We start from the raw sequence: 15,135 nt of genomic DNA on the forward strand, positions 1-15,135 counted from the left end.
CTGGATGTTGATTGGTCGGTGAGCTGAAGGAGAAAAGGCTATGAAAGCCCTAGTTGCAGTAAAACATGTGGTGGATTTCAACGTCAAAGTGCGAGTGAAATCCGATAAAAGCGGGGTAGATATTGCGGCCGCGAAAATGAGTATTAACCCTTTTGACGAAATCGCCGTAGAGGAAGCGATACGTCTGAAAGAGCAAGGGATCGTCAGCGACATCCTGGTGGTATCGTGCGGCGCATCACCATGCCAACAAACGCTGCGTACAGCCTTAGCGATGGGAGCAGACCGCGCTATCTTGGTGGAAACGTCCGCAGAGTTGCAGCCATTAGCCGTGGCAAAACTGCTGCAAGCAGTGATGAAACAAGAACAACCGCAACTGGTGATCCTCGGCAAACAGGCCATTGATGACGATTGTAATCAGACCGGACAAATGTTGGCGGCATTAACCGATCTGCCACAAGCAACCTTTGCTTCAAAGTTAACTATCGAGGCAGAGCAGGCAACGGTTACCCGTGAAATCGACGGTGGGCTGGAAACGCTGAGTTTTACCCTGCCGGGCATTATTACTACCGATTTACGCCTGAACGAACCTCGCTATGTCACCTTACCCAACATTATGAAAGCCAAAAAGAAACCGCTGGAAACGTTGACCCCAGAACAATTGGGCGTGGATGTCACCCCGCGAATCAAAACGCTGGCCTTTAATGAACCGCCAACGCGTAAAGCGGGCATTGTGGTGGCGGATGTGGCGACGCTGGTCGACAAACTCAAAAATGAAGCAAAAGTGATTTAAGGAGAAGCATCATGGCTGTACTGGTTATTGCGGAACATGACAATGCCACATTAAGGGCGACAACGTTGCCTGTGATCACCGCCGCCGCAGAGTTGTCGGATCAGGTTTCGGTGTTGGTGGCCGGGAGTCAGGCCAGCAGCGTGGCGGATGAACTTAGTCAAATATGGGGCGTCAGCAAGGTGCTGTACGCCGATGATGCCAAGCTTGCAACAGGGCTGGCTGAGCATATGGCCGCTCAGGTGTTATCTATTGCAGCAGAGTTTAGCCACATCCTCTTTCCGGCCACGGCATTTGGCAAAAATATTGCGCCACGGGTAGCCGCTAAGCTCGATGTGGCACAGATCACCGATGTTGTGCGTATTCATTCAGCCGACTCATTCGACCGGCCGATTTACGCCGGCAATATCATTACCACCGTACAAAGCCTCGATACCTGCAAAATATTAACGGTGCGAACGACGGCGTTTGCTGCCGCCGAGTACAACGGAATTGATAAGCGCGATTCTCAAGTGGAGATTGTCCCTATCGCAGCGGTGCTGGGTAAAGAGCCGGTGAAGTTTATCGAGCGTACGTTGAGTAAAAACGATCGCCCGGAACTGGCATCGGCGCAGGTGATTGTCTCCGGCGGACGCGGGCTCGGTTCCAGCGAACAATTCCAGCAGGTATTAACCCCGCTGGCCGATAAGTTGCAAGCTGCGCTCGGGGCGAGTCGGGCGGCGGTCGATGCCGGCTACGCTTCTAATGACTTGCAAGTCGGTCAAACCGGCAAAATCGTTGCGCCAACGCTCTATATCGCCGTGGGGATCAGCGGGGCAATTCAGCATTTGGCGGGCATGAAAGACTCGAAGGTCATCGTCGCCATTAATAAAGATCCCGATGCACCAATCTTTGGCGTTGCTGATTATGGCTTAGTGGCCGATTTGTTTGAGGCAATACCAGAGCTGCTGGATGCGCTGCCGTGATGGCCTGGCGTTAATAAGCAGGACGTTAAAGCTAAACGGCACGGAATATGTTCAGAGAGGTAGACATGAAGCCAGATAGATTGGTGGAAAAATATGGCCCGCGTGAATCAATGGAATTTGATGTGGTGATTGTTGGCGCGGGGCCTGCGGGGCTGGCTGCAGCAATTCGGCTGTCGCAGCTGGCACGGCAACAGCAGAAAGAGCTATCGGTATGTGTATTGGATAAAGGCTCAGAACCCGGTGCACATATTTTATCTGGTGCGATTATGGACCCGCGAGCCTTATCCGAACTGTTTCCCGATTGGCAAAGCTTGGGTGCGCCTTTGCATCAGTCCGTGACTGGCGATAAATTTTTGTTCCTTAGCGCGCGCGGCAGTAGAAAAACGCCTAACTTTTTATTGCCTGACTGTTTTAAAAATCATGGCAACTTTATTGTCAGTCTGGGCGATGTCTGCAAATGGTTAGCAACACAGGCCGAACAGCTCGGTGTGGATATCTTCTCTGGATTTTCTGGCGCGGAGCTACTGTATGATCCGCAAGGCGCAGTGCGGGGCGTAGTCACCGGGAATATGGGGATTGATAAAAATGGAGAACCCACCGAGCATTTTCAATTGGGCATGGAGTTGCATGCTAAATACACGCTATTTGCTGAAGGTGCACGCGGGCATTTGGGCAAGCAGCTGATTGCACACTATCATCTGGATGAGGGAAAAGACCCGCAGAGTTATGCTATCGGCTTGAAAGAACTGTGGGAAGTCACGCCAGAAAAACATCAGCCTGGTTCGGTTATCCATACTTCAGGCTGGCCGTTGGATGCCCATACTTACGGCGGCTCCTTTATTTATCATTTGGCCGACAACAAGGTCGCCGTTGGTTTTGTGGTCGGCTTGGATTACACCAATCCGTGGCTCAGCCCCTTCGAAGAGTTTCAGCGTTTTAAAACCCATCCTTCAATTCGTGCTCTGTTTGAGGGGGGACGGCGCCTGGAATACGGTGCGCGAGCTATTACGGCCGGGGGATTACTGAGCCTGCCGAAAACGGTATTCCCCGGCGGGGCATTGATAGGTTGTGACGCCGGTTATCTGAATGCTTCACGTATTAAAGGCAGCCACGCCGCGATTAAAAGTGGCATGCTATGTGCTGAGGCGGCGTTTGATGCCGTCATAGAAGGACGTCAGCAAGATTTACTATCTTCTTACCCTCTGGCCTTTCGCCAAAGCTGGCTGTATAGCGAATTGCAACAGGCCAAAAACTTCAAACAGTGGTTTAAGAAAGGGCGTGGCATCGGTGCTCTGATGACTGGCATCGAGCAGTGGCTATTGCCGCGTTTGCGGGTCAACGCACCGCCTTGGACCGTGCATCATAGTTTGCCGGATCATATGGCGCTGAAACCGGCGGCCGAATGCACAAAAATCGACTATCCCAAAGCAGACGGCATCTTAACCTTTGATCGTCTCAGTTCGGTGTTTATCAGTAATACCAACCATGAGGAAAACCAACCCGCCCACTTGCGATTAACTGACCCGCTGATCCCGACGCAGGTTAATTTGAACATTTTTGCCGGACCCGAATCGCGCTACTGCCCGGCCGGTGTCTATGAATTTGTTGAGCAAACCGAAGGCAGTCCCAGTCTGCAAATCAACGCGCAAAACTGCCTGCACTGCAAAGTCTGCGATATTAAAGATCCAACACAGAATATTACTTGGATACCGCCCGAAGGTGGCGGCGGGCCGAATTACAGCAGGATGTGAAGATGTTATGAAGGGACTAACACCAGGGAACCTTCGCAGGATAGCCACTCACTCTATTCAGGACGGAGAGAAATAATGAATATGAAAACCATCAGTTTGGGGCCTTTTGCCGATCGTTGCGACATTCAGCCTATGCCGACGCGCGATGGCGTCGAGGTGGAACTCATGCCGCACTTACTCAATAGCAAAGGGCAGGGGCACGGTGGGCTGTTAATGACCTTATTGGATGAGGCGCTAGGAATGGCGGCAAAACCCGCCGGTTCCGATATTGTTCGCCTCTCTACGGTGGATATGAGCATCCATTTTATTCGCCCCGCCAAAGGGCGAATAACCTGTAAAGGGCGTTTATTACGTTCAGGCGGATCGCTGGCTTTTTGTGAAGGAGAAGTTTATGACGAAAATAATCAGGTATTAGCAAAAGGGGTAGCCACGTTTAAACTCTACCGAGAGTAAAGCGTTGACCGTGGAATCATAGTGTTAGCAGGATATCGCGACGATAAGGTTCCTTAGGAACCTTTATTTTTTATGTCGAGTATTTCGAATTCTTGATGGCTACCTATCTTTTTGAAATGTTCATGAATTTTTTTCATACGCTGCGCTTTCAATATAAGGGCTTCTTCCAGCGTGAGTGGCTTCTTATGTCGTTTGTTAGTAGAGCTCAATCGCATAACCCCTCCTTTCAGGATCAAAATTCAGGTGAATTTTCTTTATAGTGCTCGGATAGCGAGTCAAAATATCTAACAATGCCCGTCTGTAGGCCCTGGCTAAAATTTTGTTATAAGCCAGAAAAGTATAGCAGTATGGTTTGTGAGCAGTGTAATGGTTGTTTATAATATGTGCAATTATTATATTGAGATTATATTGGTGTGAATTTCTTGGCCTCTTAAATGGCGTGCCATTATTAATATTTCTCTCGAGATCAAAGATTATTTCGTAACATCCTCCTTGGATAGTGAGTAGTGTTGGTCTAATACCATTCAAAATTCCTTTGGGGAGAGATATATGAGAATCCTCAGGATTTGCAACTTCATCAACATATATGACGTAAAAACCGCCAGGCGTTTGAATTCTATAGACCATTGTATGTTTACCGTCAGGCATGACAGCTTGCATTGAACTGATTATTCTCATTAAGTTATACGCTATCCTTGCGTTTGATCTATGAGGGAAAAATATAGCGCCGTTATGCGTTATGAGTCGGCATAGTAGGTAATATGAGCAAGATTTGGCAGTTAAAATTAAATATTGAATACATAATTGGAGTGTAACATCCAATTTTAATTTATTTATTCGAATAAATCGTAATACTTATTTTCGTATCTGACCTCAAAGACTGTGCTGAAGGGGTACCGCCATTACGTAGGTCGGCGGCATAATTGACTATTTGTCGAACTACGCTTGGCTTGGCAGTCATATCTTACTGGTGAAATACCACTGCCTGAGGTTCGATTCGCGGTTTACCAAAAATTATTTGTTTTCTGGCATAATCATGGGCTGTTTTAAATATTTACTTTAGTTGAGGTAATACAATGGAAGAAATACATCTCGTTCCAGCCAAAAAATACCGTAATATCATTGAAAACCTATTTCCTTATTATGTTTATGATTTGGCAGAATATGGTAAATGGCCATGTACCGCAGAGGGACGATATAGTTTTAATCCAGCGTTGCTCGATCCTCACTGGTCGAGAGACGACCATTGGCCGTGGTTGATTTATTGTGGTGAGGAGCTGGCCGGTTTTTGCCTGTTGCGGCGCTACCCAGACAATTCAGAGCGCTACGATATTGATCAGTTTTTCGTTTTACGGAAATTTAAAGGCCAAGGTGTCGGTAAACGTGCATTTGAGCTGGCGGTTTCTACAATGCCTGGATTGTGGCAGACACGAGTGCTGGTAGAAAACAGCGCCGCGCTACATTTTTGGCGTTCTGCTATCGACTCACTTACCAATGGGCACTATCAAGAACAGGTCATGCTCGATGGGGATTTACCCATGCATTTTATTTATTATCAGGTATTCCCAATACAGTCATAAAATGACGGGTACCCTCGATATTACTTACCGAGAGAGCTGGCAAGCGTGGGTTCGTGGCTAAGGCGTTCGGCCATAAAATTGATAAAGGCGCTGAACTTCGGAGCCAGATAGCGTGTTGGCGTGTAGAGCACCCAAACTTGTCCGCAGTATTGGGTGCGGAAAGTCCAGTCGGGTAGTACCTGCACGATTTGCCCTTGCTGTAGCATTTGGCGGGCAGTAAAAAACGGCAGGCTGGCTATTCCCATATTGGAAAGCACCGCATCAAGGCGGGCACCGGTATGATTAACCGCATAGCGTCCCTGTACGCCGACGGTGACTTTCTTATTCTCTTTATGAAACTTCCATTGCGAATCGCTCGGCTCTTCTCCCAGATAAATACAGTTATGCGCTTTGAGATCGCTCGGCTGCACGGGCGTGCCTTCTCTTGCCAGATATTCTGGCGTAGCACATAACAAATGTTCGATAGTAAACAGCGGGCGGCCCATCAAACCTGGAGAGGGATGATTGGAGATGCGCATGGCCAAATCTATCTGCTCATCAATCAAGTCTACATAGCGATCTTCGAGTCGCAGTTGTACGTCAATCTTGGGATAACGATTGAGAAATTCAGCAATATGCGGATGAATCACAAAGCGACCCACTGCTTTAGGTACGCTAACCCTGATCAGACCTTGTGGTTCCGGGCTGAGTTGATTCGATACCGCCATCACCGACTGCGCCGCATTAACCATATCTACGCAGCGCTCATAAACGAGTTGCCCGCTCTCACTTAATCGTAGTTTACGAGTGGTTCTTTCCAATAAGCGAATGCCCATCGCCCGCTCAAGCCTGGCGACCGAACGACTGATAGCCGATGGCGTGCTACCCATCTGGCGGGCGACTTCTGAGAAGCTACCGGTTTCGACCACTTTGGCAAAAACGGCCATTTCTTCCATCAATGTGAGAGTTTTATTTGTGCTCATGAGGCAAAGATTATTTGTTATTTTGCCTAATTATCGCTTTAGGCTATCTCTCATACAATGTTATTTCATACAAGATTAGAAAAATGCAGATGGCGGAAGAGGACTTATGACGAAAAAACTATATCTATATTCTCCCGAATTGGGGGCAGATGTTGAGGTATTAAGCTGCCGGGAAATTGACAGTGGTCGCTATGCGGTAAGGCTCGACGTCACACCTTTCTATCCACAGGGGGGAGGGCAACCGAGCGATGTTGGCAGCATTGGTGATGCGCAGGTGTTACACGTCGTTACCGAAAACGATGATGTTATCCATTACGTTAATCAGCTAATCCCGTTAGGGAAAGCCATCGCGCAAGTTTCAGCCAACGTCCGCAATTTGCACTCAACGTTACATTCAGCCGGTCATTTGCTGGCACACGTATTGGTCTCACAGGGGTGGTTGGCGATAAAAGCGCATCACTGGCCTGGTGAAGCACGAGTGGTGTTCAAAGCCTCAACTGATATTCCGGCAATCGATCTCGAAGTTGCGGCGGTACAGCAGTTATGTGACGCGGCGATAGCCCAAGACCTTCCGTGCAAAATTACCATTAACGAAAACCAGTATCGGCAAGTCACCTTTGGCGAATACACGCCTTACGGCTGCGGCGGTACGCACGTGAACAGCACCGGTGAGCTTGCTGGACTCCGTGTCGTATCGATGAAATTTAAAAAAGGACAATTGACGTTTAATTATGATGTTGAGCCGGTGATCACTAGTGTGGAACAGCAGCAATAAAAGAGCACAGTAGTCACTTAGTAAAAGTGGTTTAATTAAGCATGAAGTAACCATTTAGCATTATAACTTATGTACTTATATCTGAATCAGTTTTTCGCCAGGACTGGCCTTCATGCCGTGTCATTTTCTTTATGCAGCTGTACATTCTTCAGTTTCCTTGGTGTAGTATCCATCATTTGCTCATTATCTTTATCATTAGGGACGAAAATTTATGTTTTTCTCTGCCAGGATATTATTGTGCTTATGCCTGCTTACTGCATTTCCTTCGGTGAATGCTGAATCAATATCTCATGAAGGGAAGGAATATAGCCGAATTGATAAAGTGACTGCTGCGCCTGACGTAGTAGAGTTCTTTTCATTTTATTGCATGCCATGTTATTTATTCTCACAGAAGTATCATGTGGCTGATACTGTACAAGCTAGTTTACCCGCGGGGATAAAATTCAAAAAATATCATGTCAGCCAGATGGGGGCCGCGGGTAATGAATTAACGCAAGCCTGGGCTGTTGCTATGACCTTAGGTATTGAAAAGAAAATGGAACCATTGCTTTTTGAGGGGGTTCGTAAAAGCAATAAATCTATCACGGCTGGTGGCATTGAGGCGATTTTTCAACAGGCCGGGGTGAGCGTGAAAGATTATGAACTGGCGAAGAACAGCCAGGCTGTCAAAGCATTAGTCGTGCAACAAAATAAAGCAGTAAAAGATTTTAACGTCAGTTATACGCCATCATTTTATGTATCAGGACAGTACCGGATTATAAATCAAGGAATAGAGGGCATGGACAGTAACCATCCTGATGCCTACGCAAAAGAGTATGCTGGGGTTATTCGTGATTTGCTCAATATCCCCGATATATTCTCATCAAAACAGGGTTTCTATTGATATCCTGTTCATCCCGCTGCAATTGTGTACCGTAGTATGTTGATGATCTACGGTGCACAATGATGGGTATGATTCAGATATATTGGCAGAAAAACATTGGGGCATTATCTTTCATAAAGAAAATTCCTCTGTCTACTTCCTGTATTTTAAAATGAATAACAGAACCCTGTTGAGATAAAAAACCGGGAAGAATATCATTTGCCAACTCTGGGGTGACATTATCATTGCTAAAACGCGTTAAGGTAGTGATATGGAGTTTAGAGCAGAAACAATTGTCATCAAAATCGAAAAATGCGAGACGATTAACTGCAGCTACAAAAACACCATTTTTATAAATACCGCCATTAAACCACAATGCCCCTTTTTTGTTTTCAACATGAAAGGTTGCAACCATCGGCATGCTTAACTCTGGCGTTTCTAGTTTGAAAAAAGCCCGGCACTCATAGTCACGTTCAGCCCGTATGCTTTCTGTGTAACTTTGATAGAAGAACCAACCGGCAATCATGAGAAGCACCAATGAGAGCAGGCTAAGTAAAGTAAACCGCGTTAATCTCATTTTTGGCTCCTTGCAAAAAATTCAGACACACAGGAATATCCTGTGCCATCCTCTGTTGGGGAGCAGTACAACGCCGATGTAGTCATTCTTTGTTCCCACAATGTAACGTACACTTTCTCATATCCTTTGCAGTCTGATGCATTATTCAGGTAGCGGTTCATCGGATCAATTCTGCCAGCATCTGGGTTGACCATAATTGTGCAGCCATTATCGAACCTCTTATAGACAACATAGTTTCTGAAGGGAAATACTGGCTTTTGCTCACCTTTTATATAGTGAAGATAAATGCTGCTAGCAAGGGCAATGATACTAAGTATGAATACGCCAATAATTACTTTATTGAACAGAGAGTAACTCGCCTCTTTTTGTGGGATAGGTTGCGCTTCTGCATGAGGGACTGTACTGATTATGTCTTCAGTTATTGTGCGTTCTTGTTCACCGACAACAGGCGCTGAGGGGATCACCATTCCTGCAGCGAAGACTGAGGTAATAGATATCTCATTAGGAATAAGTAACCCGACTCGTTTTATTGTCACTATTATCTGTTTTTCTGGCAGTAGGGCATTGAGAGCCTTACGGACATTTGAAATGTTCTGGTAAAAAGTGTTTTGTGTAACGTTATGCCCCTGGCCTAGCCAGGCGGTGTCCATCAGTTCTTTTTGTGATAATGTGCTGCCATGTTTCTTAATAAGTAGTTCAAGACAGCGAGATGCGGTAGAGAAAAGCGTGATTTCCTCTGTCTTTTCTATATGACGAAGCACGGAATCCTCTGGGAAGAACAGGATCTCACTTTCAATCAAATAACACTCTGCGTTTTTGTTGCCTTCATTGGTTATTTTCATAGTATTAATCTTATTGTTATGATTTAAAATTTATCGATGTTTAATGCTTGATCGCAAGATGCATTTTATATAATTAACCTTTAATTAATCGGTGTAATTTCCAATAATGTATATCATGAATTATTTTAATCTAAAAGTAGGATTTTTTTATTTTTGTTAACACAATTGTAACTTAACAACTGAACTTAATTTACTTAAATTGTGGTTAAATTATTGTTTTTACTGAAAATGATGCTAGGGGGTGTGGGTGTCATTTTTTTTCTAAGAGTAATCTTGATAGTTTATTTTTATTTTATTAAGTGTCTTAATTAAGTTGAAAAATGTATCCAATCATAGGTAGGAGTGGTTAAATAGCACCAAGAAAAAATATGTAGATATAGATTGCAACCTCTTAAAGCCTCTTGGTTTAGCATATTTATAGAATGATAGATGCTGAAGAGGTAAAGTAATTATACTATTTTAAAAGTAATGGGTAAGAAATAATGATGTATATCGTTTCGGATAACGCATATTTCTCTCGAGGATTCTATGAATCATTAGAAGGTAGTAAGGAAGGTATTGAATGTCTTACCTTCCCGTTTGAAGTTAATCTGGCTAAGAAGTTCAGAAATGATGACTTTATATTGTTATTTGTGGAGGAGTTGTGCCTATTAGATAGGTTCACTTTCTTATTGCCAAAAAATATTGTAACAGTGATCTTTATAGGCATTCCTAGCTTTCATTTTTTTGAGAAATTAATGCCATATAGACAGAGTGATGAATCTATCTCTCTTATTGATACTTCATCTATTCCTTCGATTTTGAAAAGGATTTTTTCAAATAATCAGTCAAGGTATAACTATTACTCATTGACCGATCGGGAAAGGATTATAATGGACTTCCTTGCAAGAGGCGTTTCTGTGAGGCGGGTTTCGTCAATAATGAATATTGATGTGGATATAATTAGCGCGTGTAAAAATTCGTCACTAAGAAAGTTAGGTCTGAAGGGGATGAATGCGAGAGCCCTATTTATTTATAAAATCATTGCAATGACCAAGAAAGTTGCAGTGTGTATTTATGAGCCAATAGAAAAAATTAAGTCTTAAATATAATAAATGTAACAACATCCTAAACTCTTTCTTAGTAATGAGTCATTAAGCGTGGCCGAAAAACGCTTGGTTAAATGCGTGTTGTTATTTTATTCCCCATATTTTTCGAATGGTCGAAAAATATATTTATATAAGGAAATATTAAGATGTACAAAACTCCAATTAAGTCCCTATCTGCTGCAATGCCAATGGGGAAAATCATTTTAGCATTAGTTATGTCTTCCGCCATGGCGGGGGCTGTTCACGCTGAAGGAGAAACACCACCAGTAAAACCTCTCGTCGATCAGGGCCACGGCACCATAACTTTCAAGGGCGACATTATAGACGCGCCTTGTTCCATTAATCCTCTCAGCCAGGACCAAACCGTTAAGTTGGGTTCTATTGCTAACAAGCAGTTGGCCGGCGGCGGTAAATCAACGCCAGTACCAGTCAGCATCAATTTGGATGGTTGCGATCTTGGCACGATGAAAGGGGTAAAAGTGACCTTCAACGGTACTGCGGGCGATACAGCCGCTGGGTTGGACGGGGCTTTCGCGGTGACCGGCCAAGCTAAAGGTGTTGGGGTAGTGATAACCGATCTGGGCGGTACCGTTATCAAACCAGCGACGACATCAACAGTGGCATTGACCCAAGGCGATAACGAGCTGCGTTTCCAGGCTTACGTCCAAGGCTCATCGGTAAAAGACGCAGTGATTCCAGGATCATTTAGCTCAGTGACTAACTTCATGATGGCTTACGAGTAAATCCGTAAAGGACCGGTGCTAAGGCTTACAGGTTAAGCACCGGTGCCTTTTCTATTGACTTGTCCGCACAAAGGAAGTCAGCAGAAAAGGCCGCGCCATGAAAAGTTAACGGTGCCATAGGTATGGCAAGTTTGGATGCGCTAAACCGAGACGTTTTTCGGGCGCTGACGTTTTAAACGCACTCTTTATGCCAGGGAGAGGAGATATGTTACCAGTCGACTTCCGTTGGCGGCAGCACCGGTACCGTTATTCCTATAGGAAAAATATGACGCTGCGACCGGTGGCATATGCTCTGTTACTCGCTTTGTTGACTAAAACAGGGCTATCTGCCGCGCAAGCGGCTGATGATACTGTGGAATTTAATACAGAAGTCTTAGATGTTGAGGACCGTTCACATCTTAATTTAAGCCAGTTCTCGCAGGCCGGTTATGTGATGCCGGGTACCTACAGCCTGGCTTTACAGGTCAATCAAAGCCACCTCCCCGAGCGGGATATTGCATTTTTTCCTCCGGAAAATGACCCCAAACAAAGTGAAGCCTGCCTGACCGCAGAGATGGTCGATCAACTGGGGCTCACCGATACCGCCCGCAAGCAGGTTAGTTGGTGGCATCAGGGGCAGTGCATGGATCCTGCGTCTATTAAAGGGCTTACGCTACGAGGCGACATCGGGGCCGGGGTGCTTTACGTCACTTTGCCGCAATCGAATTTGGAGTATGCGTCGGATAACTGGGATCCGCCCTCTCGCTGGGATAATGGTATCCCAGGCTTGTTATTTGATTACAACCTGAATGCCCAGGCAACTCGTCAGGTGAAAGGAGGCCGTACCCAAAATGCCAGCGGCAATGGTACTACGGGTATCAATATCGGCGCCTGGCGCCTGCGGGCTGATTGGCAGGCACAGTACGAACATACCACTGGCCGAACGAACAGTTCACGCCAGAATTGGGACTGGAGTCGCTTCTATATATATCGGGCTATCTCTTCCCTGCGCGCCAAACTAACGGTCGGCGAGGATTACTTGAATTCAGGTCTGTTTGACAACTTTCGTTTTGTTGGGGCCAGTCTGGTCTCTGATGACAATATGTTGCCGCCGAACCTGCGCGGTTACGCCCCTGAGGTCGTGGGCGTAGCGAAGACAAACGCCCGGGTGACTGTGAGTCAGCAAGGCAGGGTGATTTATGAAACCACTGTTGCAGCAGGGCCTTTTCGCATTCAGGGCCTGAGCAATGCGGTAGTCGGCAAGCTGGATGTGAAAGTTCAGGAACAGGATGGCAGCGTCAACAGCTATCAGATGGAGACCGCCAACGTACCGTATCTGACTCGTCCGGGATTAGTGCGTTACAAAATTTCCGCGGGTAAACCCTCGACCTTCTCGCATAACAGTGAAGGACCGGTTTTTGGCGTCGGAGAGTTCTCATGGGGGGTGAATAACGGCTGGTCATTGTTTGGTGGCGCCATGTTGGCTGGCGAGTATAACGCACTGACGATGGGGGTTGGGCGTGATCTGTTGATGCTGGGGGCGCTCTCTTTTGATATCACACAGTCGCGGGCAAGCATCCCCGACGATGAGACTAAATCCGGTCGCTCCTATCATCTAAGCTACTCAAAACGCTTTGATGAGACTGACAGTCAGGTGACTTTTGCCGGTTACCGTTTCTCTGAGCGTGACTTTATGAGTATGTCTGAATACTTAAACCGACGTTATCACACAGAACCAGGTAGTAGTGCCGGCAGTGGCATTGGCAGTGGGAAAGAGCTTTACACCCTGACGTTTAATCAACAGTTCCGGTCGCTAAATTTGAGTGCTTATCTCAACTATAGCCATCAGACCTACTGGGATCGTCCGGAGAGCAACACGTATAACCTGTCGATTTCACGCTACTTCGATATCGGCCAGTTTAAGAACGTCAGCCTGAGTTTATCAGCCTACCGAACTAAACAGGAGAGGATGACGGATGACGGGGTGTATCTGAGCCTGTCGTTGCCGTGGGGAAGTCACGGCATGCTGAGTTATGACGGGCAGTTCAGCAAAGGAAACAGTGGCCACACCGTTGGATATAGCGATCAGATAGACGATAGCAATAACTATCGTCTTAGCGCTGGTATTGGTCAGGACAGTAGGGCTACCGGCAGTGGATTCCTGACGCATTACGGTGAACTGGCTGAGGTTTCAGCCACGGCAGCCTTCCAGGGGAGTGAGTACAGCTCTGTAGGCATGCTGATGCGTGGCGGAATGACGGCGACGATGCAGGGCGCGGCACTGCATCGCGCATCTTCTCCGGGAGGTACTCGTATGCTGGTCGACACCGGTGGAGTGGGTGGAGTGCCGATAAATGGCGGCGATGGCCAGAATAAAAGTAACGGATTTGGTAAAGCGGTAGTCAGCGACATCAGCAGCTATTACCGCAGCAGCATCAGTGTAGATCTTAATAAACTAGGGAGTGACGTAGAAATGATCCGCTCTGTAGTTGAAGGCACGCTGACGGAAGGGGCGATAGGTTACCGGCGGTTTGGGGTGGTGGCAGGACAGAAAGCGATGGCCATCATCAAGCTGGTTGACGGCAGCACGCCACCATTCGGGGCTACGGTCGTCAATGCGGGCAACATACAGACAGGGATGGTAAGCGATGGCGGGGATGTCTGGCTGTCGGGAATAAAACCGGGTGAGACGATGACTGTGAATTGGGAAGGGCAAACGCAATGTCATATCACTCTGCCATCGCCTTTGCCGGCGGATATGCAGAGTCAGCGCCTGCTACTGCCGTGTGTGATGAATCGGGACTGATGAGCTGAGGCCGTTAGTTCTTAGCAACAACGAGTCGATCATAAATAACTTAGACGACGATGGGAAATAGCTCCAGCGTGGTTATCGGAAAGCGAAATAAGGAAGAACAGTATGAACAATATTTACTGGTACAACAAAGGGACGATACTAGCCTGTGTGATTGCTATGGCTGCGGTATTGCTAACAGCATCGGAAAGTCAGGCAGCGTTAGCTCTGGACCGTACTCGGGTAGTGATAAATGGTGCGGAAAAATCTATCAGTCTGGGGGTGACTAATCAGAACAAGACTCTGCCTTATCTGGCTCAGGCATGGGTGGAGGATGTGCAGGGGAAGAAAATTAGTGACCCGTTGGTGGCCTTACCACCTGTACAGCGTCTGGAGCCAGGAGCGAAAAGCCAGGTGAAAGTGCAGGCGACGGGAGGATTAAATCTGCTGGCGCAAGACCGGGAGACTTTGTACTACTTCAACCTGCGAGAAATTCCGCCTAAGACCAAGGAAGCGAATACGCTACAGATAGCACTACAGACGCGCATAAAGGTTTTTTACCGGCCGACGAATCTGGCTGTTAATCAGAACAGCAAACCTTGGCAGGAACAGTTGACGTTGGAGCGAAAGGGCGATCGTTACGTGGCGTATAACCCGACGCCATATTTTGTGACTATATCGCTGGCTGCATCAAGTGTGACGGGGGATGTGATAGAGGGATTTGAGTCAGTGATGATCGCACCTAAAAGTAGCGAGACGCTAAAAGGCAGTGCTGCCGCGCTAGGCAACAACCCAGTATTAACCTACATCAATGATTACGGCGGCCGTCCTAAGCTGATATTTGGATGCAGTGGTAACGTCTGCAGTGTAAAAAGCACTAAAGAAGGATGAGTTAAGTCCACCTGATTTAACAATATCAAAATATATGCAGCTGTATTCAGTGCTTGATAGCGAGGTGCTGTCTGCACAAACGACAGCAT

General features: G+C 46.6%; 15 protein-coding genes. 11 read left to right on the plus strand and 4 right to left on the minus strand.

The features are described from left to right. Positions 1 to 40 precede the first annotated feature (40 nt). The 4 genes from ACL9RG_RS01255 to ACL9RG_RS01270 all read left to right on the plus strand — a co-directional run bounded on the left by ACL9RG_RS01255 (position 41) and on the right by ACL9RG_RS01270 (position 3,956). Positions 41 to 790 carry an electron transfer flavoprotein subunit beta/FixA family protein gene (locus ACL9RG_RS01255; RefSeq protein WP_422790745.1) on the plus strand — a complete coding sequence of 250 codons (750 nt, stop codon included), beginning with the start codon at positions 41 to 43 and terminating at the stop codon, positions 788 to 790. An 11-nt stretch (positions 791 to 801) separates the two neighbouring features. Next, on the plus strand, positions 802 to 1,752 hold the full coding sequence (locus ACL9RG_RS01260; protein WP_422790746.1) for an electron transfer flavoprotein subunit alpha/FixB family protein: 951 nt from the start codon (positions 802 to 804) through the stop codon (positions 1,750 to 1,752). Between the two features lie 65 nt (positions 1,753 to 1,817). After that, positions 1,818 to 3,503 (plus strand): electron transfer flavoprotein-ubiquinone oxidoreductase, encoded by a 1,686-nt coding sequence (locus ACL9RG_RS01265; RefSeq protein ID WP_422790747.1) that lies wholly within the window; start codon positions 1,818 to 1,820, stop codon positions 3,501 to 3,503. Between the two features lie 75 nt (positions 3,504 to 3,578). Further along, positions 3,579 to 3,956 carry a PaaI family thioesterase gene (locus tag ACL9RG_RS01270; RefSeq protein WP_422790748.1) on the plus strand — a complete coding sequence of 126 codons (378 nt, stop codon included), beginning with the start codon at positions 3,579 to 3,581 and terminating at the stop codon, positions 3,954 to 3,956. A gap of 195 nt (positions 3,957 to 4,151) precedes the next feature. On the opposite strand, the gene ACL9RG_RS01275 is transcribed toward ACL9RG_RS01270, so the two are convergent. Then, the gene (locus ACL9RG_RS01275; protein ID WP_422790749.1) at positions 4,152 to 4,634 is read right to left on the minus strand and encodes a hypothetical protein; all 483 of its coding nucleotides are present in this window, start codon (positions 4,632 to 4,634) and stop codon (positions 4,152 to 4,154) included. A gap of 398 nt (positions 4,635 to 5,032) precedes the next feature. Here ACL9RG_RS01275 and ACL9RG_RS01280 point away from each other — a divergent pair, with 398 nt between their 5' ends. Next, a complete protein-coding gene (locus tag ACL9RG_RS01280) occupies positions 5,033 to 5,536 on the plus strand; it encodes a GNAT family N-acetyltransferase (RefSeq protein WP_422790750.1) in 504 nt (167 codons plus the stop codon). A 20-nt stretch (positions 5,537 to 5,556) separates the two neighbouring features. Here ACL9RG_RS01280 and ACL9RG_RS01285 read toward each other — a convergent pair whose 3' ends face one another. After that, positions 5,557 to 6,498 (minus strand): LysR family transcriptional regulator, encoded by a 942-nt coding sequence (locus ACL9RG_RS01285; RefSeq protein WP_422790751.1) that lies wholly within the window; start codon positions 6,496 to 6,498, stop codon positions 5,557 to 5,559. Positions 6,499 to 6,604: 106 nt separating this feature from the next. Here ACL9RG_RS01285 and ACL9RG_RS01290 point away from each other — a divergent pair, with 106 nt between their 5' ends. Next, entirely contained in the window at positions 6,605 to 7,273 is a 669-nt protein-coding gene (locus ACL9RG_RS01290) for an alanyl-tRNA editing protein (RefSeq protein WP_422790752.1), read from the plus strand. 211 nt (positions 7,274 to 7,484) lie between these two features. Next, entirely contained in the window at positions 7,485 to 8,156 is a 672-nt protein-coding gene (locus tag ACL9RG_RS01295; protein WP_422790753.1) for a DsbA family protein, read from the plus strand. A gap of 73 nt (positions 8,157 to 8,229) precedes the next feature. On the opposite strand, the gene ACL9RG_RS01300 is transcribed toward ACL9RG_RS01295, so the two are convergent. Then, the gene (locus ACL9RG_RS01300; protein WP_422790754.1) at positions 8,230 to 8,712 is read right to left on the minus strand and encodes a hypothetical protein; all 483 of its coding nucleotides are present in this window, start codon (positions 8,710 to 8,712) and stop codon (positions 8,230 to 8,232) included. After that, positions 8,709 to 9,554, minus strand: a complete 846-nt coding sequence (locus ACL9RG_RS01305) for a winged helix-turn-helix domain-containing protein (RefSeq protein ID WP_422790755.1) — start codon at positions 9,552 to 9,554, stop codon at positions 8,709 to 8,711. The genes ACL9RG_RS01300 and ACL9RG_RS01305 overlap by 4 nt, the downstream gene beginning before the upstream one ends. 482 nt (positions 9,555 to 10,036) lie before the next feature. Here ACL9RG_RS01305 and ACL9RG_RS01310 point away from each other — a divergent pair, with 482 nt between their 5' ends. The 4 genes from ACL9RG_RS01310 to ACL9RG_RS01325 all read left to right on the plus strand — a co-directional run bounded on the left by ACL9RG_RS01310 (position 10,037) and on the right by ACL9RG_RS01325 (position 15,046). Then, positions 10,037 to 10,639, plus strand: coding sequence for a hypothetical protein (locus ACL9RG_RS01310; protein ID WP_422790756.1), 603 nt, complete (start codon positions 10,037 to 10,039; stop codon positions 10,637 to 10,639). 149 nt (positions 10,640 to 10,788) lie between these two features. Next, positions 10,789 to 11,385, plus strand: a complete 597-nt coding sequence (locus ACL9RG_RS01315) for a fimbrial protein (RefSeq protein WP_422790757.1) — start codon at positions 10,789 to 10,791, stop codon at positions 11,383 to 11,385. Between the two features lie 265 nt (positions 11,386 to 11,650). Beyond that, positions 11,651 to 14,170 carry an outer membrane usher protein gene (locus ACL9RG_RS01320; RefSeq protein ID WP_422790758.1) on the plus strand — a complete coding sequence of 840 codons (2,520 nt, stop codon included), beginning with the start codon at positions 11,651 to 11,653 and terminating at the stop codon, positions 14,168 to 14,170. A gap of 111 nt (positions 14,171 to 14,281) precedes the next feature. Continuing rightward, a complete protein-coding gene (locus tag ACL9RG_RS01325) occupies positions 14,282 to 15,046 on the plus strand; it encodes a fimbria/pilus periplasmic chaperone (RefSeq protein WP_422790759.1) in 765 nt (254 codons plus the stop codon). The last annotated feature ends 89 nt before the right edge of the window (positions 15,047 to 15,135 follow it).

This window comes from Rouxiella sp. Mn2063, assembly GCF_049319665.1.
In the GTDB taxonomy this organism is placed as follows: Bacteria; Pseudomonadota; Gammaproteobacteria; order Enterobacterales; family Enterobacteriaceae; genus JBMOUD01.

What these genes read in the sequence shown, in the direction of transcription:
- ACL9RG_RS01315 (WP_422790757.1), top strand. Translation starts at nt 10,789, where the DNA reads ATGTACAAAACTCCAATTAAGTCCCTATCTGCTGCAATGCCAATGGGG.
- ACL9RG_RS01300 (WP_422790754.1), bottom strand. Translation starts at nt 8,712, where the DNA reads ATGAGATTAACGCGGTTTACTTTACTTAGCCTGCTCTCATTGGTGCTT.
- ACL9RG_RS01255 (WP_422790745.1), top strand. Translation starts at nt 41, where the DNA reads ATGAAAGCCCTAGTTGCAGTAAAACATGTGGTGGATTTCAACGTCAAA.
- ACL9RG_RS01320 (WP_422790758.1), top strand. Translation starts at nt 11,651, where the DNA reads ATGACGCTGCGACCGGTGGCATATGCTCTGTTACTCGCTTTGTTGACT.
- ACL9RG_RS01305 (WP_422790755.1), bottom strand. Translation starts at nt 9,554, where the DNA reads ATGAAAATAACCAATGAAGGCAACAAAAACGCAGAGTGTTATTTGATT.
- ACL9RG_RS01270 (WP_422790748.1), top strand. Translation starts at nt 3,579, where the DNA reads ATGAATATGAAAACCATCAGTTTGGGGCCTTTTGCCGATCGTTGCGAC.
- ACL9RG_RS01265 (WP_422790747.1), top strand. Translation starts at nt 1,818, where the DNA reads ATGAAGCCAGATAGATTGGTGGAAAAATATGGCCCGCGTGAATCAATG.
- ACL9RG_RS01295 (WP_422790753.1), top strand. Translation starts at nt 7,485, where the DNA reads ATGTTTTTCTCTGCCAGGATATTATTGTGCTTATGCCTGCTTACTGCA.
- ACL9RG_RS01275 (WP_422790749.1), bottom strand. Translation starts at nt 4,634, where the DNA reads ATGAGAATAATCAGTTCAATGCAAGCTGTCATGCCTGACGGTAAACAT.
- ACL9RG_RS01325 (WP_422790759.1), top strand. Translation starts at nt 14,282, where the DNA reads ATGAACAATATTTACTGGTACAACAAAGGGACGATACTAGCCTGTGTG.
- ACL9RG_RS01285 (WP_422790751.1), bottom strand. Translation starts at nt 6,498, where the DNA reads ATGAGCACAAATAAAACTCTCACATTGATGGAAGAAATGGCCGTTTTT.
- ACL9RG_RS01310 (WP_422790756.1), top strand. Translation starts at nt 10,037, where the DNA reads ATGATGTATATCGTTTCGGATAACGCATATTTCTCTCGAGGATTCTAT.
- ACL9RG_RS01260 (WP_422790746.1), top strand. Translation starts at nt 802, where the DNA reads ATGGCTGTACTGGTTATTGCGGAACATGACAATGCCACATTAAGGGCG.
- ACL9RG_RS01280 (WP_422790750.1), top strand. Translation starts at nt 5,033, where the DNA reads ATGGAAGAAATACATCTCGTTCCAGCCAAAAAATACCGTAATATCATT.
- ACL9RG_RS01290 (WP_422790752.1), top strand. Translation starts at nt 6,605, where the DNA reads ATGACGAAAAAACTATATCTATATTCTCCCGAATTGGGGGCAGATGTT.